Origin of the sequence: Terrimonas alba (assembly GCF_042434975.1) — a bacterium.
In the GTDB taxonomy this organism is placed as follows: Bacteria; Bacteroidota; Bacteroidia; order Chitinophagales; family Chitinophagaceae; genus Terrimonas_B; species Terrimonas_B alba.
In genome coordinates this window covers 946,258-962,226 of record NZ_JBHMQM010000001.1, presented here as the reverse complement: position 1 = coordinate 962,226, position 15,969 = coordinate 946,258, and the positions used below count along the sequence as shown (strand labels likewise).

15 protein-coding genes are annotated in these 15,969 nt (G+C 42.5%); 12 read left to right on the top strand and 3 right to left on the bottom strand.

Going from position 1 to position 15,969, the window contains the following annotated elements; translation table 11 throughout:
* Positions 1-355: 355 nt before the first annotated feature.
* From ACFEL9_RS03895 to ACFEL9_RS03845, 11 genes are all read left to right on the top strand, one after another.
* The gene (locus ACFEL9_RS03895) at positions 356-1,057 is read left to right on the top strand and encodes an NUDIX hydrolase (RefSeq protein WP_385886304.1); all 702 of its coding nucleotides are present in this window, start codon (positions 356-358) and stop codon (positions 1,055-1,057) included.
* Between the two features lie 207 nt (positions 1,058-1,264).
* Entirely contained in the window at positions 1,265-1,918 is a 654-nt protein-coding gene (fsa, locus tag ACFEL9_RS03890; protein WP_385886302.1) for a fructose-6-phosphate aldolase, read from the top strand.
* A 32-nt stretch (positions 1,919-1,950) separates the two neighbouring features.
* The gene (locus ACFEL9_RS03885; protein ID WP_385886300.1) at positions 1,951-3,672 is read left to right on the top strand and encodes a ribulokinase; all 1,722 of its coding nucleotides are present in this window, start codon (positions 1,951-1,953) and stop codon (positions 3,670-3,672) included.
* Positions 3,669-4,367: an L-ribulose-5-phosphate 4-epimerase gene (locus ACFEL9_RS03880; protein WP_385886298.1), complete on the top strand. Its 699-nt coding sequence runs from the start codon at positions 3,669-3,671 to the stop codon at positions 4,365-4,367. The genes ACFEL9_RS03885 and ACFEL9_RS03880 overlap by 4 nt, the downstream gene beginning before the upstream one ends.
* A gap of 25 nt (positions 4,368-4,392) precedes the next feature.
* Complete coding sequence (locus ACFEL9_RS03875) at positions 4,393-5,544, top strand: aldose epimerase family protein (protein ID WP_385886296.1); 1,152 nt, start codon at positions 4,393-4,395, stop codon at positions 5,542-5,544.
* A 48-nt stretch (positions 5,545-5,592) separates the two neighbouring features.
* Positions 5,593-7,092 (top strand): L-arabinose isomerase, encoded by a 1,500-nt coding sequence (gene araA, locus ACFEL9_RS03870; RefSeq protein ID WP_385886294.1) that lies wholly within the window; start codon positions 5,593-5,595, stop codon positions 7,090-7,092.
* 56 nt (positions 7,093-7,148) lie between these two features.
* Positions 7,149-8,840 (top strand): sodium:solute symporter family transporter, encoded by a 1,692-nt coding sequence (locus tag ACFEL9_RS03865; RefSeq protein ID WP_385886292.1) that lies wholly within the window; start codon positions 7,149-7,151, stop codon positions 8,838-8,840.
* Positions 8,841-8,974: 134 nt separating this feature from the next.
* Positions 8,975-9,811 carry a sigma-70 family RNA polymerase sigma factor gene (locus ACFEL9_RS03860; protein ID WP_385886290.1) on the top strand — a complete coding sequence of 279 codons (837 nt, stop codon included), beginning with the start codon at positions 8,975-8,977 and terminating at the stop codon, positions 9,809-9,811.
* A gap of 57 nt (positions 9,812-9,868) precedes the next feature.
* Positions 9,869-10,336, top strand: coding sequence for a carboxymuconolactone decarboxylase family protein (locus ACFEL9_RS03855; protein WP_385886289.1), 468 nt, complete (start codon positions 9,869-9,871; stop codon positions 10,334-10,336).
* A 279-nt stretch (positions 10,337-10,615) separates the two neighbouring features.
* Entirely contained in the window at positions 10,616-11,260 is a 645-nt protein-coding gene (locus ACFEL9_RS03850) for an HAD family hydrolase (RefSeq protein ID WP_385886288.1), read from the top strand.
* Between the two features lie 38 nt (positions 11,261-11,298).
* Entirely contained in the window at positions 11,299-12,006 is a 708-nt protein-coding gene (locus tag ACFEL9_RS03845; protein ID WP_385886286.1) for an NUDIX hydrolase, read from the top strand.
* A gap of 270 nt (positions 12,007-12,276) precedes the next feature.
* Here the strand turns inward: ACFEL9_RS03845 and ACFEL9_RS03840 are convergent, their stop codons facing one another.
* From ACFEL9_RS03840 to ACFEL9_RS03830, 3 genes are all read right to left on the bottom strand, one after another.
* Positions 12,277-13,050 (bottom strand): class I SAM-dependent methyltransferase, encoded by a 774-nt coding sequence (locus ACFEL9_RS03840; protein WP_385886284.1) that lies wholly within the window; start codon positions 13,048-13,050, stop codon positions 12,277-12,279.
* A gap of 36 nt (positions 13,051-13,086) precedes the next feature.
* Complete coding sequence (locus ACFEL9_RS03835) at positions 13,087-13,473, bottom strand: DoxX family protein (protein WP_385886282.1); 387 nt, start codon at positions 13,471-13,473, stop codon at positions 13,087-13,089.
* 82 nt (positions 13,474-13,555) lie between these two features.
* Positions 13,556-14,146 carry a Crp/Fnr family transcriptional regulator gene (locus ACFEL9_RS03830; protein ID WP_385886280.1) on the bottom strand — a complete coding sequence of 197 codons (591 nt, stop codon included), beginning with the start codon at positions 14,144-14,146 and terminating at the stop codon, positions 13,556-13,558.
* A gap of 366 nt (positions 14,147-14,512) precedes the next feature.
* On the opposite strand from ACFEL9_RS03830, the gene ACFEL9_RS03825 reads away from it, so the two are divergent.
* Positions 14,513-15,496 (top strand): CapA family protein, encoded by a 984-nt coding sequence (locus ACFEL9_RS03825; RefSeq protein ID WP_385886278.1) that lies wholly within the window; start codon positions 14,513-14,515, stop codon positions 15,494-15,496.
* The last annotated feature ends 473 nt before the right edge of the window (positions 15,497-15,969 follow it).

The following is a 15,969-nucleotide window of genomic DNA, read 5'->3' as shown; positions in this document are numbered from 1 at the left end:
CATAGTGACTTTTAAAACAACCTTTGTTGTCCTATCGTGCTCTATCGGTAGCGCTGCAATGGCGCAATCCAGCTATTTCCGTCATCACATGATTATGAAGCCAACTTTATACCCTAAAATCAAATCCCTGCCTGATCTTTCGCCTAATGAATTGATTAATATAACGAGATTAGAAGAAAGCAGCGGAACTGTTAGTAGAGGGGAATAAAAATATATAAGGTGGCCGATTTGGTAGGTTATGCATAACAAACCAATTTTGGTAGAAATTTTTAAAACAGTTTGGCATGACGCCGTCAGATTATTTAAACATGTAAGAGGCAAAGAAAAATAATAAACCAACAAATAAACCAAGACTATGACGAAATATCAAAAGCAAACCAGAATACTGGCGGCTGTGGATTGTATCATTTTCGGATTTGATGGGGAAGCTCTTAAATTATTGCTTATACAACGTGACTTTGAACCGGAGAGAGGTAAGTGGAGCCTGATGGGCGGATTTATCCAGCCAAACGAAAGTCCGGATAATGCCGCAACCCGTATTTTGAAAGCATTGACGGGGTTGGAGGGAGTGTATCTTGAACAACTGTTTACATTCGGCGACCCATCAAGGGATCCTATGGAAAGAACTTTATCGATAGCCTATTTTGCGCTAATCGATATTCATCAGTATGAAAAGCAGCTGAGCGAAGAATACCATGCCGAATGGTTTCCCCTGAACAAAATACCCGATCTGATATTTGACCATAAACAAATGGTGAAAATGGCCCGGGAGAAGCTGCGTTATAAAGCGGCACTTCATCCGTTGTTATTTGAATTGCTGCCCAAAAAGTTTACACTTCCGCAGTTGCAAAGCCTTTATGAATCGGTATATGATACAGAATTTGATAAGCGAAATTTCAGCCGCAAAGTGCTCTCCACCTCGCTGTTAATCAAGCTGGGAGAGAAAGACAAGGGGAGTTCCAGGAAAGGGGCATTTTATTATAAACTCAACACCAAAAATTACAAACAAAACTTCCAGGCCTTCCTGAACATCATTCCGAATTCGCACCTTTTGTAATTCTTTTGACCAAAAAATTTTTTTATGTCAAATTATAAGTGTTAATTTGACACTAATTGTCTTGCCGGTATGAATATCCCGCTCAAAATAGTTACCAATATCAATCCTGTTTGTGCTCAAACAAACCAGTCAGTTCGTAATCCCCAGCAGGCAAGCTATTTTTTATCATTTCATCACACAATAAAGACTTTATAAATTAAAATCAGCATGAAATTTTTTATTGATACCGCCAATCTTGCGCAAATCAAAGAAGCAAATGAATTAGGCATATTGGACGGCGTTACTACCAATCCCTCCCTGATGGCTAAAGAGGGTATTGCAGGCGGCACCGCTATTTTTAAACATTATCAAACTATCTGCGAGTTGGTAGATGGCGACATCAGTGCGGAAGTTTTGGCAACTGACTTTGATGGCATTGTAAAAGAGGGGAAGGCCCTTGCTGCTATTCATCCCAATATCGTCGTGAAAGTTCCTATGATCCGCGAAGGAGTGAAGGCGATAAAATGGTTTACAGATAACGGGATCCGTACCAATTGTACATTAGTTTTTTCTGCGGGCCAGGCTATTTTGGCGGCAAAAGCCGGGGCGGCTTATGTTTCTCCGTTTATTGGTAGAATTGATGACAGTGGTTGGGATGGAATGGAGTTAATACAACAGATATCGGCCATCTACTCTATCCAGGGATTTAAAACAGAAATTCTCGCTGCGTCTATCCGCAATGCCAATCATATTATCCGGGCGGCAGAATCAGGAGCTCATGTTTGCACTTGCCCGCTTGACTCCATTCTCGGTTTATTAAAACATCCTTTGACCGATCTTGGGCTCGTTAAGTTTTTAGAGGACGCCAAAAAAATGCAATAATTTGTCTGCTTAACAAGTATAAAACAATTTTTATGAGTGCTGCCGGTGCATATGTAATTGGGGTGGACTATGGTTCTGATTCGGTGCGAACCATTATCGCTGATGCGTCAAATGGTAAGGAAGTTGCCTCCGCCGTTTTTTATTATCCCCGTTGGAGAGACCAATTGTATTGTGATGCGGGAGAAAACCAGTTTCGTCAACACCCGCTTGATTATGTGGAGGGTCTGGAAGATACTATCAGGCGCTGTTTATTACAGGCGGGTCCATCTGTAGCTGCCAATGTAAAAGCAATTGCGGTTGACACCACAGGTTCTACGCCTGTAGCAGTTGACAAAGCAGGAACACCGCTGGCTTTGTTGCCGGGTTTTGAAAATAATCCCAATGCGATGTTCGTATTGTGGAAAGATCACACGGGGGTAGGCGAAGCTGCGGAGATCAACGCACACGCAGAAAAGTTTGAAACCAACTACCTGCAATTTGTAGGCGGTATTTATTCTTCGGAATGGTTTTGGGCAAAACTGTTACATGTTTTGAGAGAAGATGAGCAGGTTCGCCAGTCCATTTATTCATTCGTTGAACATTGCGACTGGATCCCGTTTTTATTGACCGGCGGAAATGATGTGCACCAAATGAAAAGAGGAGTTTGCTCAGCAGGTCATAAAATATTATGGGCAAAAGAATGGGGCGGCCTTCCACCGGATGATTTCTTTAGTTCTCTCGATCCATTGTTGAAGGGATTTACTGCAAGACTTTTTAAGGAAACTTGTGCGTCCGATCAACAAGCGGGAATCATCAGTAAAGAATGGGCCACACGGCTCGGGTTGCCGGAAGACGTGGTAATAGGCGTTGGAGCTTTTGATGCCCACATGGGAGCAGTAGGCGGCCAGATCGAGCCTTATCACTTAAGTAAGGTAATGGGTACCTCTACTTGTGATATGTTGGTAGCCCCGACAGAGGAAGTGGGAGATAAATTGGTAAAAGGAATTTGTGGCCAGGTGCCTGGTTCAATTATTCCGGGCATGCTGGGAATGGAAGCCGGCCAGTCAGCTTTTGGTGACTGCTATGCCTGGTTTAAAAAATTACTGACCTGGCCTTTGTATTCTATTCTTTCCAAATCATCGGTGGTCAATGCTGTAACGGCAAAGCAATTAATAGAAGAAACTGCTGATAAAATCATCCCCGAATTAAGCAGGCAGGCTGCATTATTACCGCTTGATGAACACAATGAGCTGGCACTTGATTGGTTCAATGGCCGCCGCACACCTGATGCCAACCAGTTACTCACTGGTTCAATTACCGGTCTTGATTTAGGAAGTGATGCGGTAAAAGTGTTCCGGTCAATCGTTGAAGCTACTTGTTTCGGCGCCAAAGCCATCGTCGAACGTTTTGTTGAACAGGGAGTGCCGGTAAAAGGATTGATTGGTTTGGGTGGTGTAGCAAAGAAATCGCCATTCATCATGCAGATGATGGCCGATGTCATCAATATGCCGATTCGCATACATCGCTCCGAACAAACCTGTGCCCTGGGTGCTGCTATGTTCGCTGCAACAGCCGCTGGTATTTATGCCAAAGTAGAAGATGCGATGAATGCCATGGGCCCCGGTTTCGATACAGAATATTATCCCGATGAGCAGAAGGCAGCAGTATATCAAAAAAGATACGGGCATTATAAAGAGCTGGGCTATTTTATGGAACAACAGGTAAATAAAATGTCCAACGCTGAAAAATCAGCAGTAGAACTACAAACATCATGAGTCGATACAGTCATATACAACAGGAGGCATTTGCAGCAAATATGCAATTGCCCAAATTAGGTCTTGTTTTATTTACGTTTGGCAATGTCAGCGCAGCAGACAGGAGTCTCGGTGTTTTTGCTATCAAACCCAGTGGTGTTCCATACGAAGAGTTATCACCGGAAAAAATGGTGATCGTAGATTTTGATGGCAACACGGTGGAAGGATCGTTGCGTCCGTCATCGGATACAAAAACGCATGCCGTTTTGTACAAGCACTGGGAAAAGATCGGCGGCATCGTACACACACATTCTACTTATGCCACGGCCTGGGCCCAATCGCAGCGGGATATACCCATTTTTGGGACCACCCATGCAGATCATAATACGGTTGATATTCCCTGTGCGCCGTCGATGAGTGATGAAATGATCAGGGGAAATTATGAATACGAGACCGGTTTCCAGATCATGAATTGTTTTAAAGAAAAGGGCTTGAGTTACGAAGAGGTGGAAATGATACTGGTAGGTAACCATGCACCATTTACCTGGGGAAAAACGGCCGACAAAGCTGTTTACAACAGTGCTGTGCTGGAGCAGGTGGCGCATATGGCTTTACTCACCGAACAAATCAATCCCTCCGCACCACGCCTGAAAGAAGCCCTGATCAAAAAGCATTTTGAACGCAAACACGGACCCGATTCTTACTACGGCCAATAAATTTCTCAGCAAATAAAAGAGCTATATGAAAAAACAAATCCAGTTATTATCAGCCTTATTCGTCCTATTTTTGGCAGCTTGTAATAACGAAAGCCAAACCAAAAAGGAAGAAGAACAGCAAACAAAAGACTCCATGCAATTCAGCAGCCAGGAAACTGCCTTTGGTTCTTACGAAGGCCAGGCTATTACCAGGTACACGATTACAAACCCGGCGGGTATGCAGGTTAGCATACTCAATTACGGGGGAACGCTTACCGATATCATCACACCGGATAAAGAAGGAAACAAGGGAGATGTAATCTTAGGATTTGACTCCCTCAGCGGTTATTTACAAAAAGGTAATCCCTATTTCGGTTCTTTGATCGGTCGTTACGGTAATCGTATTGCTAATGGAAAGTTTACATTGGATGGTAAGCCATACACGTTAGCTGGTAATAATAATGGCAACTCGCTGCATGGCGGAAATAAGGGTTTTGATAAAGTAGTTTGGCAAGCAGAAAAATTACCCGGTGACAGCAGTTTGCAATTAAACTACACCAGTAAAGACGGCGAAGAGGGTTATCCAGGCAATCTTTCGATAAAAGTTGTGTACACATTAACGTCAGACAATGCACTGAAAATCGATTACACCGCCACTACAGATAAAGCAACGCCTGTCAATCTTACCAATCATGCTTATTACAATTTATCAGCCGGCAAAGATTCAACCATACTGGATCACCAGTTGATGATCAGCGCAGACAAGTTTACCGAAGTAAACGACAAATTAATTCCAACGGGCAAATTACCGGAAGTAAAGGGTGGGCCAATGGATTTTAATACCGAAAAAGTGATTGGCAAAGATATTCAGCAGGTAAGTGGCGGATATGATCATAACTGGGTATTAAATAAAAAAGGAAGTGATTTAGAAAAGGTGGCAACACTCTATCATGCTGGCAGTGGCCGCCTGATGGAAGTGTGGACCACAGAACCAGGCTTGCAGTTTTATTCCGGCAATTTTTTAGACGGCACATTAACCAATACAAAAGGCGGTGCTAAGTACGTGAAGCATGCCGCACTTTGTTTGGAAACACAACATTTTCCTGACAGCCCCAATCAGCCTTCATTTCCTACCACAATATTGAAACCAGGCGAAACATACCGGCAAACAGCCGTCTATAAATTTTCAACGCGGTAATATTTTTTTTCACACTTACTACAAAACAATTTACAACAGCTTATAATAATGAAAAGTTTACAATCACTCGAGGTTTGGTTTGTTACGGGCAGCCAGCATTTATATGGTGAAGAAACATTAAAGCAAGTGGCGCAACATTCACAAGAAATAGCCTCGTCACTGAATAATACGGAGGTGATCCCTGTCACCGTTGTTTTCAAACCAACGGTTAAATCAACCGAAGAAGTTTATGCCTTGTGTGCAGAAGCCAACAATGCAAAGAATTGTATTGGCATTATCACCTGGATGCATACATTTTCCCCGGCTAAAATGTGGATCACCGGGTTAAAAATTTTACAAAAGCCTTTATTGCATTTACATACCCAATTCAACCGCGATATTCCCTGGAAAGAAATTGACATGGACTTTATGAACCTGAACCAATCGGCGCATGGTGACAGGGAGTTTGGATTTATCATGACGAGAATGCGGTTGGAGCGAAAAGTGGTAGTGGGTCATTGGAAGAATGAGAAAGTAGCACATGAAATCAGCGTTTGGTGTCGTGCAGCTGCGGCATGGCACGATTGGCAGGGAGCGAAGTTTGTCCGTTTTGGTGATAACATGCGTTACGTGGCCGTTACGGATGGCGATAAAGTAGAAGCAGAATTAAAGTTTGGCTACTCCGTCAACACGCATGGTGTTGGTGATTTGGTAAAAGTGATCAATGAAACAACGGATGCGGAAACTGATCAGCTTGTTAAGGAATATGAAGAGAAATACAATGTCGTTACTTCATTGCGTAAAGCAGGCGAGAAGCATGCTTCATTACGGGAAGCCGCTAAGATTGAGATTGGCCTGCGCAATTTTTTAGTAGCCGGTAACTACAAAGGTTTTACCGATACATTTGAAGACCTGCATGGCATGGTACAGTTGCCGGGCATTGCTTCCCAGCGATTGATGGGTGAGGGTTATGGATTTGGAGGTGAAGGTGACTGGAAAACATCAGCATTGGTAAGAGCGATGAAAGTGATGGGTACTGGTTTGCCCGGCGGTAATTCCTTCATGGAAGATTATACGTATCACTTCGAGCCAAATAATAATATGGTACTCGGTTCACACATGCTGGAAATCTGTGAAAGCATAGCAGAAGGAAAACCTTCCTGCGAAATACATCCATTAGGCATTGGCGGCAAAGCCGATCCTGTACGACTTGTTTTCAATGTAGCAGGTGGTGCCGCATTGAATGCTTCTATTATTGATATGGGCAATCGTTTCCGTTTATTAGTAAATGATGTAACGGCTGTTTCACCCAAATACGATCTTCCAAAGCTACCGGTGGCAAGAGTATTGTGGAAGCCACATCCTGACATGCTTGATGGATTAGCTGCCTGGATCTATGCAGGTGGCGCTCATCACACTTGTTATAGTCAAAACCTGACTGCAGAATATTTACAGGATTTTGCAGCCATGGCAAAGATTGAATGTGTGTTGATCGATAAAAAAACCGATTTGAGCCGGTTTAAGAATGAATTAAAATGGAGTGAAGTATATTACAAGGTTAACGGCTAATACCAAAACAAAAAAATAAAACCCACACAATCATCAAAACATAACGATCAATACGTATGAAGAATCTCTCAACGGCGGACATCCTGGTTTTTGTCACTTACTTTTTTATAGTAGCAGGTTATGGTTACTGGATCTATCGGAAAAAGAAAAAAGCAGTTACTGACACACACGACTTTTTTTTAGCCGAAGGCTCATTGACATGGTGGGCTATCGGTGCTTCACTCATTGCTTCCAATATTTCTGCCGAGCAGTTTATTGGTATGAGTGGCGAAGGTTTTTTTGCCGGTATAGCCGTGGCGGCCTATGAATGGATTGCGGCGGTCGCTTTAATTATTATCGCCGTTTGGTTCATGCCGGTATACCTGAAGAATAAGATCTTCACGATGCCGCAGTTTCTCAAACAACGTTATAACGGTACAGTAGCTATGATCATGACGGTGTTCTGGCTGTTCCTGTATGTATTTGTTAACCTTACATCCATTCTGTACCTGGGTGCCGTAGCCATTGACGGATTACTCGGCGGTGGTCACCTGCATACTATCATGATTGTATTGGCTCTATTTGCTTTGATCATCACATTGGGAGGGATGAAAGTAATTGGTTATACCGACGTAATACAAGTAGCCGTATTGATCATTGGTGGATTAGCTACAACTTATTTGGCGCTGACCATTGTGAGTGAGAGATTTGGTTTTGGTAAAGATGCGCTGGCCGGTTTTAATGTATTATTAAAGGAAGCCCCGGATCATTTTCATATGATCTTTAATAAGCCGGCACAGGATGCGCCTCAAATACAAATTGACCGTTATCTCGTGTTGCCGGGTATTGCGATGTATTTTGCAGGGCAATGGATCGTTAACCTCAACTATTGGGGATGTAACCAGTACATCACGCAAAGAGCCCTGGGTGCTGACCTGAAGACAGCCCGTACCGGTATTCTCTTTGCCGGCTTTTTGAAATTGATGATGCCGGTGATCGTAATGTTGCCGGGAATTGCAGCCTATGTGTTGCACAAAGGGAATCACCTGGAAAATTTCAGTGGCTCAAAAGATACTGCTTACTCAGCCATCCTGACGTTTCTGCCAAGTGGATTAAAAGGTTTGTCGATAGCGGCTTTAACCGCAGCTATTGTGGCATCACTGGCAGGCAAGCTAAATAGTATTTCAACTATTTACACCCTGGACATTCATAAAAAATATATTAGCAAAGGCGCAGATGAAACGAGACAGGTTTGGACCGGAAGGATCACTGTGTGGGTGGCGATGATTATTGCATTAATATTTACATGGGAAGATCTGTTGGGAATTGGCGGTGAAGGTGGTTTCACGTTCATTCAAAAATATACCGGCTTTATCAGCCCGGGTGTATTTGCGATGTTTATCTTAGGTATGTTTTGGAAAAGAACAACGGGTACGGCTGCTGTGGTCGGCGTTATCCTTGGCCTCGTGCTGGCGATTTTCTTCAACAACTATGCACCTACCGTACTGGGACACGAAACATGGTTGTATACAGCCTATAAAACAGTTGAAGGGGGTAAAGAGGTTTGGAGAATACCCTTCCTTATCAACATGGGCTGGTCATTCTTTTTTACCGTATTGACCATGATTGCGATCAGTCTTCGCGGACCAAAGGTTAACCCTCACGCTTTCATATTGGATAAGCAAATGTTTAAGGTTAGTCCTGCACATATTGTAATGATAGTAGTGACCTTGTTGATATTGGCTGCCCTCTATATCAGGTTCTGGTAAGACGAGGTAGTTATAGCTTTAATAAGGATTACGATCCGGAAGTGCAAAAAGTATAATTATGATTATGCTTTTTGCACTTTTTTTATTTTCCATTTTTTAATCCATCTTGCTGTAGCATTGTTATTACTGTTTGTATGGAATCGCTGCGTCCCTTGCTTACTACTTATGCTTATAACATCCTTGGTTCACTCGATGAAGCCAGGGATATAGTGCAGGATGCCTTTCTGAAATTTATGGAAATTGACTCCAGTAAAATTGAGAATGAAAGAGCCTACCTTATCCGCACGGTTATCAATCTTTCCATCAACCAGAAAAAACGTCAACGCAAACTGGTAGCTGAATATCCCGGTCAATGGTTGCCCGAACCCGTGGCTACAGACTATGCCGATACCAACCTCAACAGGAAGGAAATTCTGTCGTACTCATTAATGGTGTTGCTGGAAAAATTAAACCCGAAACAAAGAGCCGTATTTATTTTAAAAGAGGGGTTTAATTATGACCATGAAGAGATCGCCGATGTACTGGATATATCGGTCGAAAATTCCAGGAAATTATTGAGCCGGTCTAAAGCACTGCTGCAACAGGCTCAACCCACCGAAGAAAAAACCGTTTCACTGGATTATTTGAATAAATACATGCAGGTCATTCATGCCGGAGATATGCAGGGTCTGGAACGTTTGCTGACAGATGAAATAACGATTGTTTCCGATGGCGGTGGTAAGGTGGCCGCATTTATGAAACCTGTCAGGGGCAGGGAATCTGTTGTGGCCCTGTTAATGGGCATTAATAAAAAATTCTACTCCGGGATCCGGCTGGAACAAAAATGGATCAATCATCAGCCGGCATTGTTTTATTATGACAAAGATAAACTTGTCAACTGCCAGGTATTTTCCATTACCGATGGGCATATAGATAAGATATACTTCATGCGTAATCCCGATAAATTGAAGGCGCTGGAAAATATTTCCTGAAACCTGTCACGTTTTGTTGCCTTCGGTTGTTTTTATACAAATCAAAATTTTTTAATCATGGAAAGAATTTCTCACAGGGATTTACCCAAAGAGCTGATGCAATCAATGTTGCAGGTACAACATTATATCGACAACGCTGGCCTGGATTTCAAATTATTGGAGCTTGTCCGGATGCGGGTATCACAAATTAATAGCTGCGCTTATTGTTTGGATATGCATTTTAAAGAAGGTATCGCAGCCGGTGAAACGCCACTTCGTTTGGTATCCGTTTCAGCATGGCGGGAAACACCATACTATTCATTGAAGGAACAAGCTGCCCTGGCATTTGCAGAAGTTTTAACAAGATTACCCGAAGAGCAACATAGTGATGACATTCATGATGAGCTGGAAAAACATTTCACCAAAGAAGAGATCGCCAATCTCACCCTTGCCATTGCACAAATCAATTCCTGGAACCGATTGACCAGGTCGTTTGGCACGGTACCGGGCAATTACCAGGCAAAACATGCCGTTGCTGCCAATTAAAATCAACTGATAGTAAAGACAGGATGTAACGCAAAGCACAGGTGGCAAAGTTCGGCGTCATGGAATCGTTGAACCGCAAAGGCACAAAGGCAGAAAGGGTCACGAAGGATTAATCTTTGTGTATCACTGTGTCTTTGTGTCCTCGTGGTTCAAAAAAGCCTAACCGAAGGATGCAAACACGAAGCAATTAATCTTTGTGTGTTCAAATAAGCTCTTTCAAACAAACGGGTGTGAGGTTTGGTTGGTAAACCTGCTGCCGGCGCTTAATTTTGCCAGAATATGTTCAAAGCAATTTTATTCGACCTGAATGGAACGATGATCAATGATATGGAATACCATATCAAAGCATGGTATAACCTGTTGAATGAACTGGGTGCCGGGCTCAGTATGGAAGAAACAAAGCTGCAGTGTTATGGCAAAAACCAGGAGTTGCTGGAGAGAATTTTTCCTGGCCGGTTTTCTGAAAAGGAAATGGAAACGATGAGCATGGAAAAGGAAAGAAAATACCAGCAAACTTTCCGGCCTCATTTAAAACTCATAGCGGGTCTGGATGAATTTTTGCAGGAAAATAAAGATACCGGTATAAAGATGGGAATCGGTACCGCTGCTATACGGTTCAATGTGGATTTTGTGCTGGATGGGTTGCGACTGCATCATTATTTTGATTCAATTGTTACGGCTGATGATGTCATCAACAGTAAACCTGACCCGGAAACTTTTTTAAAAGGTGCAGTGCAGTTGGGAGTGTTGCCCGAAGAATGTCTTGTGTTTGAAGATTCACCCAAAGGAGCCGAAGCAGCGCTGCATGCAGGAATGAAATGTGTGGCTATCACGACCATGCATGAGCCGGGGGATTTTAACACGGCTAACATCATTAAGTTTATTAGTTCGTATGAAAAAGGATTGAACGGTATGCTGAATTGAGAAAGATAGTGAGTATCTAACTTCCAATTTTGCTCGCTATGCCTTTAAAAAAATATAACGAAACGCCTTCGCTTGTCGCCGTTGACTGTGTCATCTTCGGATTTGATGGACAGGATATAAAATTATTACTCATTCATCGCGGATTTGAACCGCAAAAAGGTAAATGGAGCCTGATGGGAGGCTTTGTACAAAAGGACGAAAGCCTGGATGATGCCGCTTCACGGGTATTAAAACAACTAACAGGACTGGAAGGAGTATACATGGAACAACTGCATGCCTTCGGTGATCCAAAACGGGACCCGGTGGAAAGAACAATATCAATCGTCTACTTTGCTTTAATTGACATTCATCAATACGAAAAACAATTAAGCGATAATTATAAGCCCGAATGGTTTTATTTAAAGGAACTGCCCCATCTCATATTCGATCATGCTGAAATGGTAGAGACAGCGCATGAGCGGTTAAAGTACAAAGCTGCTTTGCATCCTATCTTGTTTGAATTGCTGTCAACAAAGTTTACGATCCCCAATTTGCTGACGCTTTATAAGGCCGTGTATGAAAAAGAGTTGGATAAAAGAAATTTTGTCCGCAAGCTGGCTGCCACCGGCATATTGATCCGGCAAAAAGACAAAGAGAAACATACTTCCAAAAAAGGAGCTTTTTATTATAAGCTGGACAAAAAAAAATATTCGAAAAGCCTGCAGGCATTTATGAGCCTTCTACCAACAAAAGATATTTTCAGGTAAAAATTCAGCGCAATAAAATAATTGAACCACACAGGCACGGAGGATCCCAAAGCAATTAATCTTTGTGTATCACTTGTCTTTGTGGCTCGGTGGTTCAAAAAAGCTTAACCGCGAAGTAACGCAAGGCATACGTGGCAAATCCAGCGCATAGAATAGTTGAACCACAAAGGCACAGAGGCACGAAGGATCCCAAAGCAATTAATCTTTGTGTCACTTGTCTTTGTGCTTGGTGGTTCAAAAAAGCTTAACCGTCAGTTGACGGTATATTGATCATTTTGCCCTGGCTTTTCCAGCTACCAGGATCATTCTTGGTGATGTTCTACTGTTATACTCCCCTAAATCATAATCACCGTAAACCTTTTTGATCTGTAATCCATTCCGTTCAAACAGGCAGTCAAAATCACCCAGGTTAAACTTAGCAACCTGCTCAATAAACTCAGCCTGCTCCCCAGGCATGTTTTCAATTGCTATTTTTTTATAAAAAAACCGATCATTCGTCCATCGCGAAATATGATAAACAATGCCATCGATTTCTTTTGACTCTTCAGCAACCAGCCGTTCTTCACACCATGCCGCATTCAAATAATCCAGTATCAACAATCCGCCGGGTTTTAAAGCATGATAAATATTGCGGACCACCTGGTGATTCTCTTCATCATTTTGAAAGTAACCAAAACTGGTAAAGAAGTTAAAAACATAATCAAAACGGTTTTTGCCAAACGGATCCCGCATATCATGTTTTGCAAAGCGAAGGTTTTCTTTCCCGTATTTCTTTGCATTCCTTATACTGGAAGCGGCGAGATCTAAGCCTGTTACATCAAATCCTTTTGAAGCCAGGTGTTTTGCATGCCGCCCTGCACCGCAACCCAGGTCAAGCATTGTTGAATTGGCGGCCGGTGTTAATTCATCGATTAAGGCATCAATAAACTCCGTGGCTTCTTTTTCGCTCCGGTTCGAATAAAGTTGGTGATAAAAAACGGAATCAAACCATTGTTTATACCAGGGAGCTTCGTTTTCAATTTTCAATTCTATTGTATTTTTCATAAAAGAGGTTTAATAAATAAAAAGGAGGATGATAATTTATAATGCAGCCGCGGTTTCCTGTTGTGGCTGTACAGCACTAAACAGGGAGTTGTCACGCAGCCAGGCAGCCAGCCATATCAATGCAAGGATTGCAGCAGGCATGATGAAAAAAGCATGTTGTGATAATTCAACCGCCATAGCGCCGCCAAAATACCCGGTGAGTAAAAAGAGGCCGATTCTTATACTGCGGGGCCAAAGAAATAAGGAGACAAATAGCAGCTCTGCTATTCCCAGCAGTTTCATATAGGGAAGGAGGCCGGTTTTTGAAAACAGTTCAACCAGTTGGGGCTGAGCCGTCAATTTCATAAATGCACCTAAGGCAATGATCAATGCTACAAGGATGGAAGGTGTCCACTTAAGGATTTTGTTTGTTTTACTTTTCATTTTTAAGGTTTTTGATAAAGCAAAACTATCAGGCGGTTTCGGCCTGCACGTTGACATAAGTCAAAATCAAAAAACTAAGCTGTTATTTTTTGCGCATAGACTTTCTGCGAACACGACTCAGTGTTTCGGGAGCAATGCCGAGGTAGGAAGCCAGCATATGTTGCGGCACCCGTTGTGCAATAGATGGATAAGTCTGTATAAAATCAGTATAGCGTTCTTCAGCGTCGGCAACAAGCGAGTGAACAATGCGCTTATCTTTTGCTTCGGATCTTTTTTGCATGCCCGCCTGGAACGATTTGTTGTAAGCAGCCACTTTCTCCAGCATTTTAAAATGCCCTGCCTGGTCTATCAGCAGTATAGCTGAATCTTCAATAGCATCTATAAAACAAGATGCTTTGCTGCCTTCTGCCCCGGCGCCTTTATCGGAGATCCACCAGTTTTCAGGTGCAAACTGGATGATATGCTCCCTGCCTTTATTATCTATTACATAGCTGCGCAAAAAGCCTTTGCATACGAAAGCGCCATACTTTAACAGGTCACCTTCACGTAGCAAAACTTCTCCTTTCATTATTTGTTTTGGAATAAAGACAGCGTGTATGATCTCCTTATCGGCTGGCGATAACGGCAAAACCTTTTCCAGGTATTCAAACAAGGTTTCGAACATGACATTCATGGCAGTATGAAATTAGTAAAATGAGAGGGAAGGAAGTAAAGAGTTGCCGCGGGGAAGGAGAGTTTAAAACGTGAGGAGCCAGGTTGTCACCTCAAGTTGGGGCGGTACAAGATATAAACCTATGGCTTTTACTGAATAAGGTGTAGCAATGCTTTCAAGCGTATCGACAGCATACACTTAACTATGTTCTGAGACATCACCTGTGAAAGGACGGTGACACCGGCAAGGACGGGGGCAACACAATTAATATTCGTAACTTAAGTAAATATGTTTCGGATAGTTATCAATTATTCAAGCTTGCGCCGGAACCGTCCTGTCATTTACATTCTTTTATTGATTTTGGCGTTAAATTTTATAAACTTCAGGATGGAAAAAGAAAAAGTGGTTATAGGATTTGCAGGAGATGTGATGATCGGCAGAACGGTGGACCCTGTCATTTCCCGTGAAGGTTATTTATATGTATGGGGTGATGTATTGCCTGTATTGCGCAGCACCGATGTGAACATCATCAACCTGGAAACCACCTTAACTACAAACAAAAAGAAAGTACCGAAGGTTTTTAATTTTAAAGCCGCTCCTGATAAAGTGAAATCACTCACTGAGGCACGCATCACTGTTGCTAATCTCGCCAATAATCATATTCTCGATTACTCGGAAGAAGGGATGATAGAAACCATACAGACGCTGAAAAAAGCAGGCATCCTGTATGCAGGCGCCGGCATGAATAGCGACGAAGCCGCGAAGCCCGTAATACTGGAGAAAAAGAAATTCAGGATAGGATTGCTGGGTTTTACGGATAATGAACCGGGATGGGAAGCAGGCACTGACAAGAGCGGTATCAATTATATAAACATATCAAACGAAACGCACAGGCAAAGAGCACTTGAGGCCGTTGAGAAACTGAGAAAGCAGGTGGATATAGTGATTGTAAGCCTTCACTGGGGACCGAATATTCGGGAAGCGCCATCCAAACCATTTGTTGCCTTTGCACATGAAATGATTGAACATGGAGCCGATATTATTCACGGGCACAGCGCCCATATTTTCCAGGCAATAGAAGTTTATAAAAACAAACTGATATTGTATGATACGGGAGATTTTGTTGATGATTACGTCGTGCACCCGGTATTGAAAAACAACCATTCATTTTTTTACAAAGTAGAAATAAGCAGTGAGGGTATTGAAAACCTGGCGCTGATCCCCGTGCTGATAAGCAATTACCAGGTAAACCTGGCTGAAAAAGAAAGTTATGAGTGGAGTATGAAGCGGGTGCAGCAATTATCCTCACCGTTTGGAACAGTCATTAGCAACAGCGGCGAAGTAAAAATAAAACAAAGACAAAGTGAATGAGGTTAATTCATCTTAGGGGTGCTGAAAAAATGCCGTTGATTACTTCACTGGCTGTTGATGTTGCGTTAAAGCCGGAACCTTTCGGCTTCTGTAAGACTCCCTGGTAATTGTTTTGTCCCATTTTATTTTGTTTTTGTTGGGGTAAAAATCGAATCAAATACAATCAGCCGGCTTTGTTTAAAAGGTCGCCGGAGTAACGAATAAAGACGTTTGATTTAAAAGCGACCAGTTCCATCCCGCAGATTCAGGAGGTAAGTTAGATTGGAATGGAAAAGTTTGTGGTAACGAAAACCCATACCTGGTTGAATGCCGAATCGCTGCCTGCACACAACATCAATCCACAGGCCCGGTTGCAAAAAAGGCGCAATTCCATTTTCTTAATTTTTTTTGCTATCGTTTGTCATACTTGTACCTCCCAAATACATCTGATCCCTGGAGCATAATTGTCACAGACAAGTTGATGTCAATGATAA

Excerpts from the sequence above, each read along its gene's own strand:
- ACFEL9_RS03895 (WP_385886304.1), top strand. The coding sequence starts at position 356 with ATGACGAAATATCAAAAGCAAACCAGAATACTGGCGGCTGTGGATTGT.
- ACFEL9_RS03860 (WP_385886290.1), top strand. The coding sequence starts at position 8,975 with ATGGAATCGCTGCGTCCCTTGCTTACTACTTATGCTTATAACATCCTT.
- ACFEL9_RS03845 (WP_385886286.1), top strand. The coding sequence starts at position 11,299 with ATGCCTTTAAAAAAATATAACGAAACGCCTTCGCTTGTCGCCGTTGAC.
- ACFEL9_RS03875 (WP_385886296.1), top strand. The coding sequence starts at position 4,393 with ATGAAAAAACAAATCCAGTTATTATCAGCCTTATTCGTCCTATTTTTG.
- ACFEL9_RS03825 (WP_385886278.1), top strand. The coding sequence starts at position 14,513 with ATGGAAAAAGAAAAAGTGGTTATAGGATTTGCAGGAGATGTGATGATC.
- ACFEL9_RS03865 (WP_385886292.1), top strand. The coding sequence starts at position 7,149 with ATGAAGAATCTCTCAACGGCGGACATCCTGGTTTTTGTCACTTACTTT.
- ACFEL9_RS03880 (WP_385886298.1), top strand. The coding sequence starts at position 3,669 with ATGAGTCGATACAGTCATATACAACAGGAGGCATTTGCAGCAAATATG.
- fsa (WP_385886302.1), top strand. The coding sequence starts at position 1,265 with ATGAAATTTTTTATTGATACCGCCAATCTTGCGCAAATCAAAGAAGCA.
- ACFEL9_RS03835 (WP_385886282.1), bottom strand. The coding sequence starts at position 13,473 with ATGAAAAGTAAAACAAACAAAATCCTTAAGTGGACACCTTCCATCCTT.
- ACFEL9_RS03855 (WP_385886289.1), top strand. The coding sequence starts at position 9,869 with ATGGAAAGAATTTCTCACAGGGATTTACCCAAAGAGCTGATGCAATCA.
- ACFEL9_RS03885 (WP_385886300.1), top strand. The coding sequence starts at position 1,951 with ATGAGTGCTGCCGGTGCATATGTAATTGGGGTGGACTATGGTTCTGAT.
- araA (WP_385886294.1), top strand. The coding sequence starts at position 5,593 with ATGAAAAGTTTACAATCACTCGAGGTTTGGTTTGTTACGGGCAGCCAG.
- ACFEL9_RS03850 (WP_385886288.1), top strand. The coding sequence starts at position 10,616 with ATGTTCAAAGCAATTTTATTCGACCTGAATGGAACGATGATCAATGAT.
- ACFEL9_RS03840 (WP_385886284.1), bottom strand. The coding sequence starts at position 13,050 with ATGAAAAATACAATAGAATTGAAAATTGAAAACGAAGCTCCCTGGTAT.
- ACFEL9_RS03830 (WP_385886280.1), bottom strand. The coding sequence starts at position 14,146 with ATGAATGTCATGTTCGAAACCTTGTTTGAATACCTGGAAAAGGTTTTG.